The sequence below is a fragment of the Georhizobium sp. MAB10 genome (genome assembly GCF_045012825.1).
GTDB lineage: Bacteria > Pseudomonadota > Alphaproteobacteria > Rhizobiales > Rhizobiaceae > Georhizobium > Georhizobium profundi.
The window spans coordinates 2,429,300-2,447,872 of record NZ_CP118314.1 but is presented as its reverse complement, the minus strand read 5'-3'; the positions used below and the strand labels follow the sequence as shown (position 1 = coordinate 2,447,872).

Below are 18,573 nucleotides of genomic sequence, written 5' to 3'. Positions count from 1 at the left end.
TTCTGCGTTCTGGGGACTCTGACGCTTTAACTGTCGGCGTTACGGGCCTGGTTCGTCGCAGTGATGGCGCGACCGAGATACATGTCCCGCTCATAGACATCGTCGAAATACTCGACCTTGCCCTCGGCATTCGGCCAGGCGGTGAAGTAGGCGATGTAGACCGGGATATTGGCCTCGACCTTCAGCACCTTGTTGCGGCCATCGGCAATCTGGCTGCCGATATCGGCCTTGTCGGTGCCGAGCACGGCCGCAGCCATCGCGCGAGGGTCCTCCAGCCGCACGCAGCCATGGCTGTATGCGCGGGTATCGCGACCGAACAGGTCCTTGGCCGGAGTGTCGTGCATGTAGATCGCATGCTCGTTCGGGAACATGATCTTCAACTCGCCGAGCGCATTGGTCGAGCCTGGGGGCTGGCGAACATTGTAGGGCACGTTGGCGCCGACGCCGTACCAGTTGATCGAGCTTGACGCGACCTGCGTTCCGCCCTGTGTGGTCACCTCATACCCGATGCGATCGAGATAGCCGGGATCCTGGCGCAGCTTTGGCAGCATCTCATTGACGATGATCGACCGCGGCACACCCCAGTAAGGGTTGAGCTCGACGGTCTGGATCTCGTCTTGGAAGAAATAGGTCTGGTTGGCCTTGGTGCCGACCACGGCGCGCATTTCCAGCGCTTCCTTGCCGTCTTCCACATAGCTGACCTTGAAGGCCGGCGCGTTGATCATGACGTGTCGCTCGCCGAGATCGCGGTTGATCCACCGCAGCCGCTCCATTGAGAGCTGGACCGCCTCGATCTTGCGCGCATTGCTGACGCCGGTGAGCTTCACGATCGTGTTGCGACCGATGATGCCGTCGTCCATCAGCCCGGATTCCTTCTGGAAATCCTTGACGAGCTCGACGAGTGCGGTGTCGTAGACGGGGCTGCCCTGGTAGTCCGCGAAGGTGAGTGAATGCGTGGTCTTCAGCGCGTCCGATCCCCGCTCGCGAATGGCGGCGATGATCTTCGTCAGCTCCGGATTACTGCTGCCGGGACGCACGAGCGTACCTTCGGCAATCTCGACGCGATCGACATCCGCATCCTCGGCGATCAGCCGATCATATTCGGCCTGCAAAGCCTGGAACTTCGCATGCGTCGGGCTGCGGCGCTCGAGGTAGGAGGTGATGTTGGCCGTGCGCGCCGCGACCTTCAGCCCAGCGATGAGGTCGACCTCCTTCCGGTCAAAATCGTGGTAGCCCGAAATCCGGTTCGGCGCGATCCGCCCGCGGGTGGCATCGAGCATGTAGGACGCGACCGCGGCCGCCATCTCCATCTCGAACTGGAGCCGGGCGCGATCCGGGTTTGGCGCAGCTGCCTGAGTTGCATTGGACTGGGATGCATTAGACGCCAATGCGACGGTCCGAGCCGCAGTGGCCTGATTCGTCACGGCAGAGCTCGCTGCGGGCGCAGGCCACTCGACCAGATAGTCGGCCGGTGAAAGCCCGACCCGGTCGGCCTTGGCGAATACGGACAAAGCTGCCTCGGCACGCGCGCTCGGACCATTGTCGTCGGTCCAGACGAAGCCAGCATTCTCGCCGTAGAACGCCGTCACGGCTTCACCGACCTCGGCCAGCGAACGCACCTGGATGTCGGACAGGTGCCGGCTTGCCTGAGCGAAGGCATTGATGGGCTGCTGATCGCCGCCTTCGGAGATCGAGCCCGTCACGACCGGATCGGCGAGCTTGGAAAAATCGACGCGGACGAGTTCGTCCGCCTTATAGGTATAGTATTTGGGCCCGACCACGACGGGCTCGGGCTCGGCCTGGCGCTGCGAGGCTTCCCAGGCACGCAACTGGTCGACGCTGGACGGCTGCTGCGTAACCTGCCCGCTGTCGAGCGGCGAACCGCGACGTTCGGCATTGCGCTGGACGGCGCCTGGACCGCCCATGATGAAGTCGAGCAATGTCTGAGCGGACGCAGGGCCCTGAGGCACCGCGATCGTTCCGGCTGCGAGAAGCCACGCCATCGCCGCGACCGTGCCTGTCCTTTTGGAAAGCATACCAGCTCCGTGTTTTCGATGTCCGTTTGCCGACCCGAACCGGGACGGCATGAACCCGGGACCCTAAGCCCCTCATGGCAAACAAATGGTAACCAACACATTGGATGACGGGTAGAAGCGATGGCTAATGTTGGCCGCTGGCCGGCTTCTTTTCCGCCAACAGTGGCCGTTTTGCATAAGGGGCGGCGCTTGCGCGGCTCGCCCGCCGGCCGATTGCATTGCTTATGGACGCGGGCTAAACGGGCTCCGGGCGCTCTCCTGCCCATCCTCCGTCAATATCTCTGGATGACGAATCATGGCCGACGATCTCTTTCCGCTGGGCGCCGATGAAACGCCCTATCGCAAGCTTAGCGACCAGCACGTCTCCGTGGATACATTTCGCGGCCAGGAAGTTTTGCTGGTCGAACCGGAAGGATTGCGGCTGCTCTCCGAACAGGCCTTCGCCGACATCAATCATCTCCTTCGCCCGGGACACCTCGCGCAGCTCGCCAAGATCTTGAACGACCCGGAGGCAACGGACAACGACCGTTTCGTCGCCTATGATCTCATGAAGAACGCCAACATTGCCGCAGGCGGCGTCCTGCCGATGTGCCAGGACACGGGCACGGCGATCGTCATGGCGAAAAAGGGTCGGCGCGTCTGGACCGAGGGCGGCGATTATTCCGCGATCGCACGCGGGGTTCTCGACGCCTATGAGAAGAAGAACCTGCGCTATTCGCAGCTCGCACCACTCGGCATGTTCGAGGAAAAGAACACCAAGACCAACCTGCCCGCGCAGATCGACATCTATGAGGAAGGCGACGACGGATACGAATTCCTGTTCGTCGCCAAGGGTGGTGGCTCGGCCAACAAGACCTTTCTCTACCAGGGCACGCCCGCGCTTTTGACGCGTGAGCGGATGATCGAATTCTTCAAGGAAAAGATCCTGACGCTCGGCACGGCCGCCTGCCCGCCTTATCACCTTGCGATCGTCATCGGCGGCACCTCGGCCGAGATGACGCTGAAGACGGTGAAGCTTGCGTCGACGCGCTATCTCGATGCGCTCCCCACCTCAGGCTCGGAAAGCGGCCATGCCTTCCGCGACATCGAGATGGAGCAGGAAATCCACAAACTTACGCAGAGCCTCGGGGTCGGTGCGCAGTTCGGCGGCAAGTATTTCTGCCACGATGTGCGCGTGATCCGCCTGCCCCGCCACGGCGCCTCTCTCCCGATTGGTCTCGGCGTCTCCTGCTCGGCCGATCGCCAAGCCAAGGGCAAGATCACGAAGGACGGCATCTTCCTCGAAGCGCTTGAAGCCAATCCGGCGCGCTTCATGCCGGATATTGATGAAGAGCGCCTGTCGGGCGACGTCGTGAGGATCGATCTGCATCAGCCGATGAGCGAAATTCTGGCCCAGCTCTCGGCCCATCCCGTCAAGACGCGTCTTTCGCTGAACGGCACGATCATCGTCGCCCGCGATCTTGCCCATTCGAAGATCCGCGAGCGCCTGGAAGCCGGTGAACCCATGCCGGACTACATGAAGAATCACCCGATCTACTATGCCGGTCCGGCAAAGACACCGGAAGGTTACGCATCCGGTTCGTTCGGCCCAACGACGGCCGGCCGCATGGACGCCTATGTCGACCAGTTCCAGTCGTTCGGCGGATCGATGGTGATGCTGGCCAAGGGCAACCGCTCGCGCGCTGTCCGCGACGCCTGCGAGCGCCATGGCGGCTTCTATCTGGGTTCAATCGGTGGCCCGGCAGCCCGGCTGGCCCAGGACTGCATCAAAAGCGTCGAGGTCGTCGAATATCCAGAACTCGGCATGGAAGCTGTCTGGAAAATCGAAGTCGAGGACTTCCCAGCCTTCATCGTCGTCGACGACAAGGGCAATGATTTCTTCAAGGAGCTCAACCTCGGTTGAGGCGCTGCCGCCTGCGACGCCGGACATTCCGGCGTCCAAGCATATGCTGAAGCGCTAAAGTGTTAATCAATTTAGAACCTTTCGTGCATAGATTTTGCAGGACGGACAGCAAAAACTAAACTTGGAAAAACGGGCATGAACCAGACAGCTAGACGCCCAGCGCCCGGAGACATTGCGACCCGCATCGCCATATCCATGCGCCGGCTCAATATCCCTGGTCTGCCCCGCAATTACGAACTCGTCTACGAAGCTTTTGCTGGCTCCGATCCGGCGCTGACCCGGGCCTTCGTGGCGCTCGGCACCAGCCCGACCCAGGCCGATCTCGATGCGCTCGGACGGCAGTTCCTCGTTCACCATCACGGCCAGGGCATCGTTGCCGATGCGCAGGAGACGATTTCTCGCAACATCGAGGAATGCCTGCAACTGCTTCGACGCGAACAGTCCAAGCTTGAAAACTATGGTCGCACGCTTGGCCGTGCGAATGCCGAGATGGTCGACCCGGAATCCCTGCGGGTCGACATCATCCGCAACTTCATCACCATTCTCACCACGGCGACCGACAGCACGATCAGCGACTCACGTGCGGTGATCAACGGCATGGTCGGCCACGCCAGCGAAATCACCCGCGTCCGCAGCGAGTTGGACGAGTACAAGCGCATGGCCCATACCGATGTCATGACGCAGTTGTCCAATCGCCGGGCATTCGACGACATGATGGCGCAGATCTACAGCGATCAGAAATCGGCGATGTATCTTGCCCTCGTGATTGCCGACATCGACAAGTTCAAGCGCATCAACGATACGTTCGGCCACCCGGTCGGCGACAAGGTCATCAAGCTTATCGGCAGCCTCTTTCGGGCGGCATTGCGCAAGGATGTCTTCATCGCACGCACCGGCGGCGAGGAGTTCGGCTTCATCCTGGCCGGTACGACTGTGGACGAGACGATGAGCATCGCCAACCGCATCCGCACGACGGTGGAACAGACGCCCTTCGTCAACCAGCGCACCGGCACCGACTACGGCCCGGTCACCCTCTCCATGGGCGTCTGCATGGCCGCGGATGCCGAGAACGAGAGCGACCTCTACCGCAAGGCCGACGCCGCGCTTTACGCGTCGAAAAATGCCGGACGCAATCGCGTCACTATGCACATGCCGGGCGCTGACGGCGAATTGTCCGAAGCACGCGCCATGTACCGGAAGATTTCCGCCTGATCACCGGATCAGCAGAACACCCTACCTAGTTTCGCCTGACCGGGCGCACCGGATCGTGCGATAAGCCTCTGGCGTCGAGGTCGGCCAGATAATCGGCCCATCGTGTTTCCCGCTCGCGCCCCAGTTCCCGCAGGAACGGCCAGGAGAATATCCCGGAATTGTGCATGTCGTCGAAGGTGATCCGGATCGCATAATGCCCGACCGAGTCGATCGTCATGATGGCGACGTCGCGCTTGCCATACACCGTGATGGCCTGTCCGGGACCATGGCCCTGCACTTCCGCAGACGGCGAGCAGACCCGAAGCAGTTCCGCCTCTAGCGCATAGGCCTCGGCATCACCGAAGCGCACGGTCAGAAGCTTCCGATCCTTGGATACGCGCAACTCCTGTGGAGCGTCCTGGCTTTGCTCGGTCGCGCTCATCAATCTCGTCCTTTCGTCGATACCGGCTTTTCCTTAGTCGCCTTTAGCGTCTAAAGCCAAGTTTCCGTGACCGGCAAGGCAGAACCTCGATCGCGCCTTGACGCGGCGCCTCATCGTCGCAACATAGGGCGCAGGGAGAAATGCATTGAACCAGTTCAACAATTCCACGGCAGGCGCACGCCCGCTAGCCGTCACCGAGCCACCGATGATCGATCCTTTCGGTCGCGCAATCAGCTATCTACGCGTGTCGGTGACGGATCGTTGCGACTTCCGCTGCACCTATTGCATGGCGGAGAACATGACGTTTCTCCCGAAGAAGGACCTGCTGTCGCTCGAGGAACTCGACCGCCTCTGCACGGTGTTCATCGAAAAGGGCGTCCGCAGGCTGCGTCTCACCGGCGGCGAGCCGCTGGTGCGTAAGAACATCATGCATCTCATCCGCGATCTCTCGCGGCACCTGAAATCCGGTGCTCTCGAGGAATTGACGCTGACCACAAACGGCTCGCAGCTCTCGCGTTTTGCCGCTGAGCTCGCCGAATGTGGTGTGCGCCGCATCAACGTATCTCTCGATACGCTTGACCCCGACAAGTTTCGCCAGATCACCCGCTGGGGCGAGCTTTCGCGCGTTCTGGAAGGCATCGAAGCGGCCCAGGCGGCTGGCATTCACGTCAAGATCAATGCCGTGGCGCTCAAGGGTTTCAACAACGCCGAAATACCCGAGATGATCCACTGGGCCCATGGCAAGGGCATGGACATGACGGTCATCGAAACGATGCCAATGGGCGAGATCGACGAGGATCGGACCGACCACTATCTGCCGCTCTCGCTGCTGCGCGCCGACCTTGCCCGGCAGTTCACGATGATCGACATTCCCTACAAGACCGGCGGCCCGGCGCGATACGTCGAAATTGCCGAAACCGGCGGCCGCTTGGGCTTCATCACGCCGATGACCCACAATTTCTGCGAAAGCTGCAACCGGGTGCGCCTCACCTGCACGGGAACGCTGTTCATGTGCCTCGGCCAGGAAGATGCCGCAGATCTTCGTGCCGCATTGCGCGCCTCCGAAGGCAACGGTCTCGTCTCCGATGCGATCGACGAAGCGATCGGCCGCAAGCCGAAGGGTCATGACTTCGTCATCGACCGGCGCAACAATCGCCCGGCCGTTTCCCGCCACATGAGCGTCACGGGCGGCTGACGAAACCATCTCTATCTGGAGCGATGATCGTGCGAGTGGGAAAGGCGATGCGACGGCTGCTTCTCCTGCTCGCTGCAGTCATCTTCGTCCTCTTCGTGCTGTGGACGCTCGGCCCGCGTCCTGACGTCGATACCACCGTAAGCTTCGAGGCGGCGTCGATCGACGCCGATCTGGATGCTTATCTGGAGCGCACGGAGGCCGCCTTAGGTGACATCCGGCCGAACCAGAGCAAGCAGATCGTGTGGGCCGACCCCGCAGCGAAACTGCCGACACCCATTTCCCTCGTCTACGTCCATGGCTTCTCGGCTTCGCCGACGGAGGTGCGCCCGCTGCCGGATCTGGTTGCGCAGTCGCTTGGCGCCAATCTGTTCTTCACGCGATTGTCCGGCCATGGCCGCACCGGCGATGCGATGGCCGAGGCCACGGTGAATCAATGGGTGAACGATCTCGCGGAAGCCATTGAGATCGGACGCCGTTTGGGCGATCGCGTCGTCCTGATGGGCACATCGACGGGCGCAACGCTCGTCACCTGGGCGATGACCCAGCCGAACCTCGCCGACGATGTCGCGGCTACCGTGATGATCTCGCCGAACTTCGGTCTCGCCGCATCCGGCTCCGGCATCCTCACAATGCCGTGGGGTGGCCCGCTGGCGGACCTGCTGATCGGGAGCTCCCGCAGCTTCGCGCCGAGAAATGCGGCGCACGCGGCGAATTGGACAACGACGTACCCGACGGCAGCGCTCTTGCCGATGGCCGCGCTCGTGCATCTGGCAGGCCAAGCCCCGGTGGAAACGATCGAAGTCCCCACGCTCTTCGTCTATTCCGAGGGTGACGCCATCGTGCGTCCGGACAGGACGGCCGCGATGGCGACCCGATGGGGTGCACCGACGGAGACCTTGCTGGTGACGAAGAGCGACGATCCGCAAAATCATCTGGTCGCCGGCGACATCATCTCACCGTCGACCACCGCGTCGCTTGCAGCCGCGATCGTCGACTATCTGGCGACGCTGGAACTTACCCGCTCGCCGGGCTTCGCATCGCGCGAGAACATGTAGATCGCAAGTCCGACGGCGAGCAGCAGCGCGTAGAAGCCGAAGAGCGTCGAATAGGCCGATGCAGGGTCGGCGCCATCATAGGCGGATCCGAACACCGGCCCCGTGGCGAACTGGATGAGCCCTGCGCCGCCGATCGAGAAGAAGTTCATCAGCGTCACGCCACGCCCGGTCAAATGCGCCGGGAAAAACGCCCGCGCATGCGCCATCAGCACGCCATAGCTCGTGCCGAACAGCCCGATCGCGACCAGCGCGGCAGCGGCGAACGCGAAGGGTGGCATCGGCACCAGGACCAGCGCAACGAGAATGGAGAAACTCGCCGCATTGCCGCCGAAGGCGACCCATTTGCGGGTGCGGAGCAGCGTATCGAGCGGGCCGTAGGCGAAGCTACCAATGACCATGGCGATTGCCATGGCGAGTGCGACGTTTCCGATTAGCAGCGACCCGGCACCATAGACCTGGTCCAGATAAGGCCCCGCCCACAAGCCACGGATCGTCGCCGCCGGCGCGTAGTTGACGGCGGTAAGCGGGATGATCGCCCAGAGAACCGGCATCTTCAAAAGGTCGATATATCCCCTCAGTCCGCTCGACTGGCCATCGGATTCGAGCTTGTCCGGATCGCGCACCAGCACGAAGATCGCAACAGCCACCATGAGGCTGATCGCGCCCAGCGCCGCCATGGATGTTCTCCACCCGAAGAACTCCACCGAAGCGGCAAGCGGTGCAGCGCCGAGCACGTTGCCGGCATTGCCGACCGCGATGAACCAGGAGGCAAAAACGGCAAAGCGCAGCGGTGAATACAGTCGCGCGAAGATGAAAAGCGATGCCATCAGAAGCGGCGAGCAGCCGATGCCGATCAGCGCCATGGCCAGGATGATCATGCCGGGCGTTTCGGCCGTTGCGAAGATCATCGCCCCACCCGCACCGCCAAGAGCCAAGAGCAAGGACGCCGTCCGCCGCGGGCCATAGCGATCGAGCCAGGTGCCCACTGCAAACTGCATGAGCGCGAAGGTGACGAACCAGATCCCCGAGGCCAGCGACAATTGCGCATTGGTCATCCCGAGATCGGTCGAGAGCGTCGGCGTCAGTACCGCCAGAAACGACCGGAAGAACTGGGACAGGATATAAGACAGCGAGAGCGCAATCAGTCCGGCCATGGATTAGGCATCCGTTGCAAGCGAAAGTGGCACGTCGACCACGATTCACCAGTGCTCGCGGCTTAAACTGTCTGTGTCACCATTTGGCCATAATGGCAACGATGCGTGCACTTGCCCAAAAGTTGTTCAACAAAGTCGATGATGCCGTGGTGCGGGCGGCGGGACTCGAACCCGCACGACCCAGGGTCTCGGGATTTTAAGTCCCGTGTGTCTACCATTCCACCACGCCCGCACGCGGGGCAAATCAATAGCTTGGCGTAGACCAGGGCGAAAGTCCCCCAGCGATATTTCGAGTTGATGGACGATGAAGATGCCCAGGCTTTCTGAAACGCAATTTTAAGATGTATCGGCGCAATTGGCGGGTGCAATAGAAGGTATACCCCGTCCATGAGCATGATGCTGAGACGGGTCGTGCGCATGATGCGCGACCAAAAAGGCTCGTTCGCCATTCAATTGGCGTTGTTGCTGCCCCTGCTTTTGGGGGTGGCATCGTTGGCTATCGACTACACGCGAGCACTCTCCTTCCGCAGCCACGCCGCCAACGCGGCCGATGCGGCAACGCTTGCTGCGGCGTCGAAGCTCGCGCTTGGCGACTTCAGCGAAGACGACGCCAGGGAGCTCGCCGAAGTCTTCTTCTTCGCGCAGTTAAGCCAGAGCAGCTCTGTAAAGGCGACAGAACTCGCCTCGCTCAACCCGCAGATCGTGGCCCAATTGGATGAAGCCCGCGGCGGGCGCACGGCAGAAGTCCGTCTCTCCGTCGATGGCGCCGTTCAGATGATGTTTCCGAGCTGGCTGATACCCGGCGACAGCCTCTCGTTTCACACCGAAAGCGTGTCGGTCAGTTCGAGTGAGACCCACAGCGCCTTCTCGATGATGCTCGTGCTCGATCAGTCAGGATCGATGATCGAGTGCGTCGTATCGCTGGGTTTTTTCAACATCCGCATTCAGGATCAGCAGCGGTGCGACGCCATGGGACAAACGACCCGCCTCACCTCCCTCCAACGCGCCGTTGCTAATCTCAGCCAAAAGCTCACAATCGCGGATCCGAAAACGAATTACGTCCGCATGGGCGCCACGACCTACGCGGAGAAAATAAAAGCCGAGCGTCTTCCCGTTTGGGGCACGGCCAGCACGTCGCAATTCGTGCAGACGATCCGGGCAGGTGGCAACACCGACTCCTCGGACGCTTTCAATGCCGCGTATAAGGCGGTGATACGTGATCAAGAACGTACGGAACATAAGAACCGGAATGGCCAAGAGCAGCCTGCGCGCATCATTCTGTTCATGACCGACGGCGAGAACAACAATGCCCCGGATACGCGCTACACACTCAACCGTTGCGCCGATGCAAAACAGGCAGACGTCATCATCTATTCCGTGGCATTCGAAGCCACCCGCGGCGGTCAAGCCATGCTGAGGGAATGTGCGTCGAGCGCCGATCACTATTTCGAAGCGGCCAATGCCGATCAACTCATGGCGGCTTTCGAGCGCATCGGGGCCGAAGCTGCGAATCTTCTCGTCCGGGTCGCGCGCTGACGTCCATAAACGACATGGGGCCGCCCCTTTCGGGACGACCCCATCATCATAGTCGCAGAGCTGCGTCTTAAGCGAGCTTGGCCGCGATCTTGGCGACGTGCTCGCCCTGGTAGCGGGCACCCTCAAGTTCGATAGCGGAAGGCTGACGTGAACCGTCGCCCGCTGCGATCGTCGTGGCGCCATAGGGCGAGCCGCCCTTGACTTCTTCCACGCCCATCTGGCCCTGGAAGGCATAGGGCAAGCCGACGATGACCATGCCGTGGTGCAACAGCACCGAGTGGAAGCTGGTCAGCGTCGTTTCCTGTCCGCCATGCTGTGTGGCCGACGAGGTGAACGCCGAGCCGACCTTGCCGACGAGCTTGCCTTCAGCCCAGAGCGCACCGGTCTGGTCGATGAAGTTCTTCATCTGCGAGGCCATGTTGCCGTAACGCGTGGGCGTTCCGAAAATGATCGCGTCGTAATCGGCAAGCTCGTTCGGAGAAGCGATCGGCGCTTCCTGTTCCAGCTTGTAGTGCGAAGCCTTGGCGACATCTTCCGGCACAAGTTCCGGCACGCGCTTGACGGTTACCTCGGCGCCGCCCTTGCGTGCGCCTTCTGCGACGGCATGCGCCATCTGCTCGATGTGTCCCCAGGTCGAGTAATAAAGTACGAGCACCTTGGCCATTGCGTCAGCTCCTTGTAGTGAGATTGAAAAGCCCGGCGATGGCCGGTTCAGAATGGTGGCGGCACCATAGCCAAACGATCGTTCAGCGAAAGCCATCAGGTCATCAACGGATTGTTCACAGTTAGGTTCAATCAGCCAAGTGATCCGATGCGTATCGAGCTTTCTATCCGAGCCGTCAGCGAGAATGAGCAGGAGACAATGAGCGAAAAGCCGAACGACGCAGCCGCAACGGACACGATCACCGCAGCCATGCTGGCGATCGGCGATGAGCTTTTGTCCGGCCGCACGAAAGACCGCAACATCGGCCATCTCGCCGACATGATGACGGCCGCCGGGATCGACCTCAAGGAAGTGCGCATCGTCTCCGACGATCACGACGCGATCGTCGAGGCCGTGCGGGCCCTGTCCAAGCGCTACACCTATCTCTTCACATCCGGTGGAATCGGCCCCACCCATGACGACATCACCGCCGATGCCATCGCGGATGCCGTCGGGCGGGAATGCACCCATGATCCCGCGGCAATGGCACTTCTGGCTGACCATTATGCCGGCCGCGGGCTGGAATTCACCGAGGCGCGACAGCGCATGGCGCGCATGCCGGTCGGCGCCCCCCATATCGAAAATCCGGTCTCGAAGGCCCCGGGCTTCATCGTGGATAACATTCACGTCATGGCCGGCGTGCCGTCCGTCTTCCAGGCGATGCTCGACAACGTCATGCCCACATTGAAGACCGGAGCGAAGATCCACTCGCTGTCGGTCGCCTGCCCCTATGGCGAAGGCGATATCGGTGGCCCGTTGGCGGCGATCCAGAAGGCACATTCGAACGTCGTCATCGGCTCCTACCCACGGTACGACGGCAAGCGCTTCTCCACCGAGATCGTCGCACGCTCCCGTGATCTTCAAGCCGCGCAGGCCGCACAGGATGCCATCGCGGCCATGATCGACGCGCTTGTCCCTAACGACTGACAGGCCACGCGCTTGCGCCACCCAGGCGTTCCCGCTATTGGCCTCGCAACCTCAAACGCCGGAGCCTTCCTTCATGTCGCTGCCAGACAAGGCCTTTCCCGTCTCCTGGGACCAGTTCCACCGCGACGCGCGCGCGCTCGCCTGGCGCCTGTCGGGCAATGGAACGCAGTGGAAGGCGATCGTCTGCATCACGCGTGGCGGCCTCGTGCCGGCCGCAATCATCGCGCGCGAGCTTGGCATTCGCATGATCGAGACGGTCTGCGTCGCCTCCTACCACGACTATGCGAATCAGGGTGAAATGCAGGTCCTGAAGCGCATCAATGACGATCTTCTGGAAAACGACGGCGAAGACATCCTCATCGTTGACGACCTGACCGACACGGGCAAAACCGCTGCCATCGTGCGCGCCATGCTGCCCAAGGCCCATTTTGCAACCGTCTACGCCAAGCCAAAGGGTCGTCCACTGGTCGATAGCTTCGTCACCGAAGTCAGCCAGGACACCTGGATCTATTTCCCGTGGGATCTCGGCTTTTCCTATGTCGAGCCCATCGCCAAGGATCACAAAGGCTAAGCAGGCGGCCGATCGTCGGCAGATACTGTCTTAAGCGAAAGCACGGTCGTCGCTGGGCGCAACCCCGAAATGGCGGCTGTATTCGCGACTGAACTGCGAAGCACTTTCGTAGCCAACCTCAAACGCGGCCCGCGTAACGGAATGCGAGCCTGCGAACATCAGGCGTCTCGCCTCGATCAGCCTGAGCCTCTTCTGGAACTGCAGTGGCGTCGTTCGCGTCACGGCCTTGAAGTGCTCGTGAAAGGCCGACATGCTCATGCCTGCCGTATGCGCGAGGTCCTCGATCTTCAGCGGTTCGTCGAAGCGATCCTTGATCGTTGCGATGACGCTCGCAATGCGGCTGATGTGGCTATCGGCGCGTGCCAGCATCCGAAGCACGCCCGCATGGCCAGCGCTCAGCACCCGGTAATGAATTTCCCGGATGACCAGCGGCGCCAGGATCGGTGCCTCAGGCTGGTCCACCAGTGCAAAGAGCCGGGCCATGGCATCGACGAGAGCCGCATCCGGCACCCCCACCTGGAGCGTTTCGCAGTTCGCCTGTACCGACCCGTTTGTCGTGGTCCTCAGGCCGGACTGCACCGCGAGTTCGCGCATCATCGCAACGTCCAGCGCGACGGCGATCGCGAGATAGGGCTTATCCTCGCTCGCCAGAACAACCCTGCTTTCAGCCGGCAGGTCGAGACCGACGATGAGCGACTGGCCTTCGGCGAACCGCACGCGCATGTCGCCGACGACGGACTCCTTCGCGCCCTGCAGCACGAAGCAGAAGAGCGGCTGGTAGACCATCGGCTCGATGTCGGTCGCCTTCCGGCTTCGCACGATGCTCAAGCCGGGTATCGATGTCATCAACGGCTGCTCGCCTGCGCCGTTGGCATCCGCATAGGCGATCACACCTGGCCGGAGTTTTTCGATGACGTTTTCGCTCTTCATAGGGCGAATATAGACCTGCAGCAGGACGTTTGAAAATATTGGCACCAACACTTCTGGAGGAATAGGCAAGACATCCCGATTATCCGTCAAGCCATTGAAGCAACCAGCGGCTAAGACAGGCCATGTCCATTCGGAAGGAGTTCTCCATGACCAGTACGACCAAGATCGCTCTGATTACCGGCGGCAGCCGTGGCCTTGGCCGCAACACCGCAGAGCATCTCGCCAAGAAGGGCGTCGACCTCGTCGTCACCTATAACAACAACCGCGAGGATGCCGACGCCGTCGTTGCCGAAGCACGGCAGGCGGGCGTGCGCGCAACAGCACTCAAGCTTGATACGACGCGCACGGACACATTCGCAGCCTTCAGCGACGAGTTGCGCCAGACGCTACTGCAGACATTCGATCGGGAGACGATCGATTTTCTCGTCAACAATGCCGGCACCGGCATCCACAAACCGTTCGTCGAGACCACCGAAGAGGACTTCGATCACCTCGTCGCCATCCACCTCAAGGGCGTCTTCTTCCTGACCCAGCGTCTTCTGCCGATGATCGAGGATGGCGGTCGGATCGTGAACGTGTCGAGCGGATTGGCGCGGTTCACCCTGCCCGGCTATTCCGCCTACGCCACGATGAAGGGGGGCATAGAGGTGCTGACACGCTATCTCGCAAAGGAACTGGGAGAGCGCCGCATCTCAGTCAACACCATCGCTCCAGGCGCCATCGAGACGGATTTTGGCGGCGGCGTCGTGCGCGACAATGCCCACGTCAACGAGATGGTCGCAGCGACCACCGCAATGGGCAGAGCCGGTTTGCCCGATGATATCGGCGGCGCGCTGTCGAGCCTGCTCGTCGGGGAGTTCGGCTGGATGACGGGCCAGCGGATCGAAGTGTCGGGCGGCCAGAACATCTAGGGTGTGGTCGAACCTGCCGTAAACGAAAAAGGCCGGGCGAAAGCCCGGCCTTTTCATGATTGTCCGCAGAAACACTCAAAGCTCGGAAACGGCGCCGATCGACCAGAAGAAGGTCTCGCCGGAAGAGTCGTCCACGCCGTCATTGTCGGTGACGACGAAGGCTTCCCCGCTCGCGTCGACAGCAAAGCCTTCGACCTTGTCGACGATGTAGCCGTTGTAAGCAGCAAGATCCGGAATGAAGTCGTGGACTTCTCCCTTGGTGACGACAGGCAGTTCGCCGCCGAGTGCGGCGCCTGCGAGCTCGGCCACCGGTACGCGATAGAGCTTCTTCAGCGCGGCCGCCGCGCCGATCTGGTTGTCGCGCTCGACGATATAAACATGGTCGCCGTGAAGCGTGATTTCGGAAAGGCCGACCCAGCCTTCGCCCTTCGCCTCGAGCGGATAATGAACGGCAGCCCATTCGCCGGAAGCCGGGCTATAGGAAACCAGCTTCACCATGCCATCGGGATCGTTGCCCCACTCGCGCTGGATGGCGATCCAAAGCGTCCCGTCGATCATCGTGATGCCTTCGGCGCCGGACCGCGTGGCACCCTCGAGCAGTGCCTCAGGGAAGAGGACTTCCTCCTGGATCGCACCCTCGGCGTTCACGCGATAGATCGCATGCGGAATGCCCTCATCGGCATCACCCTCATTGGCGAGCCAGAAGCCGCCCTCGCCGTCTGCAACGATGCCTTCCAGATCCATGTTCTGCGCGGTTTCGCCATCGCGGGTGATCGTGATGGCATCGGTGATCTGAGCAGGCATCACGCTGGCATCGATCACATACATGCGCGGCTGGGCAGCGAACACGGAATCGCTGACGGCATAGAGGCGCCCGGCTTCGGACGGATCGGCAGCCAGGCCAGACAGTGCACCGAAAGCGATCGGCAGTCCGTTCTCGTCGCGCGTGGAGGCGATCGTCGGGTACTGGGCGTCACCCTCGGTGCGCTCGAAGATCATGACATGCGCACGCACGCCACCGTCTTCGATGAGGTCGACTTCGTTGGCGACGGCGAAGAGATTGCGCTCGGGGATCGCAACGATGCCTTCCGGCGAGATGCCCGAGGGCAGGATCTGCAAAAGCTCAGGCGCAGCATCCGCACCGTTGTCGCGATAGACGCCAACGACCGAACCACGCTCGGACAAAGGCAGGATCAGCGTTTCGTCGCCGAAGCGGGCGACTTCCATGCCCTCCGGTTCGATGCCCTTGGCGTCCGAACGACCGTCGGGATAGTGGCCGAGGAGCGCCACTTCGTGCTCGAAGCTGTTGCCGCTCTCATAGAGCACTTCGCCCATCTTGTTCATGATGGTGAAGCCGCGCGACCCCCCTTCGTAGTCACCCTCGTTGGCGACGGCGAAGCGGTCATCGTCCAGCCACTGGATCGCATCGGGCTCGCGCTTCACGGCCGTCGCCGAGCCGGAGAAATCGAACGCACCATCGTCTTCCGTGTCGATGCCTGTCAGGTCCACCGCACCAGCGGAGAAATGCGCAGTCACAGTGCCATCGGCCGCGTTGATGATCGCAATATGGTTGTTTTCCTGAAGCGTCACGGCAAGTTCGTTGGCTTCATTGAAGTCGACGAATTCTGGCTCCGGGTCTTCCGGCGCAATTTCGGCGAGGCCCGTCAGGTCCACCGTGATCATCGCATCGCAATCCGGCACGCCATCGGTCAGCGGGAAGATCTTCACGTCCCCGGCAGGCATCTGCGGGATGACGCCGTCGTTCAGGTCCTCGTCACGCTGGTTCTCGATGGCGACCGCAGCGAACGTACCGTCCGGTGATACTGCGGTGGAATCAGGCTGACCGCCAAGATCGCACTGCGCTTCCATCGTCTGCGTCGCAATATCGACGACAGCCAGGAAGCCCGAAGGCTGCGTCAGGTCTTCGGTCGTGTTGACGCCGACCAGCACCTTGGAGCCAGCAACGGAAACGGCGGTAGGCTCACCGCCGTCCATGGCAAGGAAGCCGCCGGCAACGGGCGCAGCGGCGTCGGTGATGTCGATGAAGCCGATGCCACCTGCCGGGCTATCGGAATAGATCAGCATCATGCCATCTTCGGTGGCCGTGATGATCTCGGCGGAAGACGGCGCGTTGACGTCGGCGCCTTCCGGCTTGTTGTCGACGACCGGGAAGGACGCGATCCGGTTGAAGTTCATGGCTTCCTGCGCCCATGCACCGGTGGTGGTCAGCAGGGTGCCTGCAAGCAAGGTCATTGCAAAATGTTTGGTGGTCGTCATGAGCCCCTCCAATCGGACATCGCGCGTCGATCGCGCCGTGCCTGCTCATGCAATGTGTCGATGACAGTGGGATGACAGAGAGGGGTCAGGTGACCAGCAAGCGCGCGGCGGCAGAGGCGCCCCTCAAATAATGTGGTTGATCGGACCGTCGGGGGTGCCCGCCCCGGCCTTCAGATGCTATGCGCCCCCCACTGTCACAAAACTGTCATGAACGGGCAAGCATGGCCAAGAGCGCACTCGACAAGGACCTGAACAAGGTCGTCAACCTGGAAACGGCGACTGGAGACCTCTCCAGAAGCCTGGCCTTTCCGGGGATCGCGCTCGTCTTCCTGCTCGGCGCCATGGTGGTTGCGGCATTCTATGCCGTCGAAGGTCCGCTCAGCTACCTCGTCATCATCGCGTCCGTCATCGCCGGTTACATGGCGCTCAACATTGGCGCGAACGACGTTGCCAACAATATGGGACCGGCCGTCGGCAGCCGGGCACTCACCATGGCCGGCGCGATCGCAATTGCGGTCGTGTGCGAAAGTGCCGGCGCGTTGCTCGCGGGCGGCGATGTCGTCAAGACCATCTCCAGCGAGTTGCTGCTGCCAGCCGTTCATCTCGAAACGGTGGACTTCATCGTCGTGATGACGGCCGCCCTGCTCTCCTCCGCCCTGTGGATCAATCTCGCCACCTATCTCGGAGCACCCGTTTCCACGACCCACTCCGTCGTCGGCGGCGTCATCGGAGCTGGCGTCGCGGCGGCCGGCTTCAGCGTTGTCGCATGGCCCGTGCTGGCGACCATCGTCGCGAGTTGGGTCATCTCGCCGGTGCTCGGCGGCGTCATGGCCGCCGGTGTGCTGGCTGTCGCCAACGCGACCATCTTGGAACGGGAAGACAAGATCGCGGCAGCCCGCATCTGGGTGCCGGTGCTCATCTCCGGCATGGCCGCAGTCTTCGCGATGTATCTCACGATCAAGGGATTGAGCCGGATCTGGAGTGCCAGCCCGCTCCAGGTTCTGATGCTTGGCGCCGTCTTCGCGGTCATCGGCTGGATGCTGGCGCGTCCGTGGGTGATGCGCCGGTCGATCGGGCTGGAGAACCGGTCCAAGAGCATCAACGGTCTCTTCCGCCTGCCCTTGATCTTCGCGGCGGCGCTTTTGTCCTTCGCCCACGGCGCCAATGATGTCGCCAATGCCGTCGGGCCGCTCGCCGCGATCGTTGCGGCAGCCGGCAGCGGATCGACCGATGTCGCCGCTGTCGCCCTTCCGCTCTGGGTGCTGGCAATCGGCGCGGTCGGCATCGCGCTCGGCCTTGCTTTGTTCGGTCCGCGGCTGATCAGGCTCGTCGGTGAAAAGATCACCAAGATGAACGAGATCCGCGCCTATTGCGTCGCCTTCGCCGCAGCAACCACCGTTCTCATCGCTTCCTGGCTTGGACTGCCCGTGTCCTCGACGCACATTGCCATCGGTGCCGTCTTCGGCGTCGGCTTCCTGCGCGAGGCGACGTCGAACCGCGGCGTGCGCAATCCGGCCGTCCAGCCCTATTCACTCTTCCTGAACACCGACCGCCTCAACAAGACTCCGGAAGAGGCACTCGCCAATTTCCAGAAGCGCGAACGCCGTCGGCTTGTGCGCCGTCAGCACGGCCTGCAGATTGCAGCCGCCTGGGTGATCACCGTTCCGGCGGCCGGTCTCCTGTCCGCCCTGCTCTACTGGCTGATCGGCCTCCTGATCGTGGCCTGACCGCCCGGAGCAGGC

15 protein-coding genes and 1 tRNA gene are annotated in these 18,573 nt (G+C 61.9%); 9 read left to right on the top strand and 7 right to left on the bottom strand.

The features are described from left to right. Nucleotides 1-26: 26 nt before the first annotated feature. Nucleotides 27-2,036 carry a murein L,D-transpeptidase gene (locus tag PU133_RS11480; RefSeq protein WP_404861804.1) on the bottom strand — a complete coding sequence of 670 codons (2,010 nt, stop codon included), beginning with the start codon at nucleotides 2,034-2,036 and terminating at the stop codon, nucleotides 27-29. Nucleotides 2,037-2,331: 295 nt separating this feature from the next. Here PU133_RS11480 and PU133_RS11475 point away from each other — a divergent pair, with 295 nt between their 5' ends. Together PU133_RS11475 and PU133_RS11470 are read left to right on the top strand one after the other, a co-directional pair. Beyond that, nucleotides 2,332-3,939, top strand: coding sequence for a fumarate hydratase (locus PU133_RS11475; protein WP_404861803.1), 1,608 nt, complete (start codon nucleotides 2,332-2,334; stop codon nucleotides 3,937-3,939). A gap of 135 nt (nucleotides 3,940-4,074) precedes the next feature. Beyond that, complete coding sequence (locus PU133_RS11470; RefSeq protein WP_404861802.1) at nucleotides 4,075-5,151, top strand: GGDEF domain-containing protein; 1,077 nt, start codon at nucleotides 4,075-4,077, stop codon at nucleotides 5,149-5,151. 25 nt (nucleotides 5,152-5,176) lie between these two features. Here PU133_RS11470 and PU133_RS11465 read toward each other — a convergent pair whose 3' ends face one another. Then, the gene (locus PU133_RS11465) at nucleotides 5,177-5,572 is read right to left on the bottom strand and encodes a gamma-butyrobetaine hydroxylase-like domain-containing protein (RefSeq protein WP_404861801.1); all 396 of its coding nucleotides are present in this window, start codon (nucleotides 5,570-5,572) and stop codon (nucleotides 5,177-5,179) included. Between the two features lie 205 nt (nucleotides 5,573-5,777). Between PU133_RS11465 and moaA the strand changes: the two genes are divergently transcribed. Beyond that, nucleotides 5,778-6,767 carry a GTP 3',8-cyclase MoaA gene (moaA, locus tag PU133_RS11460; RefSeq protein ID WP_404864515.1) on the top strand — a complete coding sequence of 330 codons (990 nt, stop codon included), beginning with the start codon at nucleotides 5,778-5,780 and terminating at the stop codon, nucleotides 6,765-6,767. 47 nt (nucleotides 6,768-6,814) lie between these two features. After that, nucleotides 6,815-7,822, top strand: a complete 1,008-nt coding sequence (locus PU133_RS11455; protein ID WP_404861800.1) for an alpha/beta hydrolase — start codon at nucleotides 6,815-6,817, stop codon at nucleotides 7,820-7,822. Here PU133_RS11455 and PU133_RS11450 read toward each other — a convergent pair. After that, on the bottom strand, nucleotides 7,762-8,976 hold the full coding sequence (locus PU133_RS11450; protein ID WP_404861799.1) for an MFS transporter: 1,215 nt from the start codon (nucleotides 8,974-8,976) through the stop codon (nucleotides 7,762-7,764). The genes PU133_RS11455 and PU133_RS11450 overlap by 61 nt on opposite strands. 147 nt (nucleotides 8,977-9,123) lie before the next feature. Beyond that, a tRNA-Leu gene (locus tag PU133_RS11445) sits at nucleotides 9,124-9,208 on the bottom strand. Nucleotides 9,209-9,363: 155 nt separating this feature from the next. Between PU133_RS11445 and PU133_RS11440 the strand changes: the two genes are divergently transcribed. Beyond that, nucleotides 9,364-10,512, top strand: a complete 1,149-nt coding sequence (locus PU133_RS11440) for a vWA domain-containing protein (RefSeq protein WP_404861798.1) — start codon at nucleotides 9,364-9,366, stop codon at nucleotides 10,510-10,512. A 67-nt stretch (nucleotides 10,513-10,579) separates the two neighbouring features. On the opposite strand, the gene wrbA is transcribed toward PU133_RS11440, so the two are convergent. After that, complete coding sequence (gene wrbA, locus PU133_RS11435) at nucleotides 10,580-11,176, bottom strand: NAD(P)H:quinone oxidoreductase (RefSeq protein ID WP_151985880.1); 597 nt, start codon at nucleotides 11,174-11,176, stop codon at nucleotides 10,580-10,582. Between the two features lie 198 nt (nucleotides 11,177-11,374). Here wrbA and PU133_RS11430 point away from each other — a divergent pair, with 198 nt between their 5' ends. Beyond that, nucleotides 11,375-12,142 carry a competence/damage-inducible protein A gene (locus PU133_RS11430; protein ID WP_404861797.1) on the top strand — a complete coding sequence of 256 codons (768 nt, stop codon included), beginning with the start codon at nucleotides 11,375-11,377 and terminating at the stop codon, nucleotides 12,140-12,142. Nucleotides 12,143-12,215: 73 nt separating this feature from the next. Next, nucleotides 12,216-12,713, top strand: a complete 498-nt coding sequence (gpt, locus tag PU133_RS11425; RefSeq protein WP_404861796.1) for a xanthine phosphoribosyltransferase — start codon at nucleotides 12,216-12,218, stop codon at nucleotides 12,711-12,713. 30 nt (nucleotides 12,714-12,743) lie between these two features. Here gpt and PU133_RS11420 read toward each other — a convergent pair whose 3' ends face one another. Continuing rightward, on the bottom strand, nucleotides 12,744-13,688 hold the full coding sequence (locus PU133_RS11420; protein WP_404861795.1) for an AraC family transcriptional regulator N-terminal domain-containing protein: 945 nt from the start codon (nucleotides 13,686-13,688) through the stop codon (nucleotides 12,744-12,746). A gap of 101 nt (nucleotides 13,689-13,789) precedes the next feature. On the opposite strand from PU133_RS11420, the gene PU133_RS11415 reads away from it, so the two are divergent. Beyond that, nucleotides 13,790-14,554, top strand: a complete 765-nt coding sequence (locus PU133_RS11415; RefSeq protein ID WP_404861794.1) for an SDR family NAD(P)-dependent oxidoreductase — start codon at nucleotides 13,790-13,792, stop codon at nucleotides 14,552-14,554. Between the two features lie 75 nt (nucleotides 14,555-14,629). On the opposite strand, the gene PU133_RS11410 is transcribed toward PU133_RS11415, so the two are convergent. Beyond that, the gene (locus PU133_RS11410) at nucleotides 14,630-16,831 is read right to left on the bottom strand and encodes an esterase-like activity of phytase family protein (RefSeq protein ID WP_404861793.1); all 2,202 of its coding nucleotides are present in this window, start codon (nucleotides 16,829-16,831) and stop codon (nucleotides 14,630-14,632) included. Between the two features lie 221 nt (nucleotides 16,832-17,052). Here PU133_RS11410 and PU133_RS11405 point away from each other — a divergent pair, with 221 nt between their 5' ends. Beyond that, a complete protein-coding gene (locus tag PU133_RS11405) occupies nucleotides 17,053-18,558 on the top strand; it encodes an inorganic phosphate transporter (RefSeq protein WP_404861792.1) in 1,506 nt (501 codons plus the stop codon). The last annotated feature ends 15 nt before the right edge of the window (nucleotides 18,559-18,573 follow it).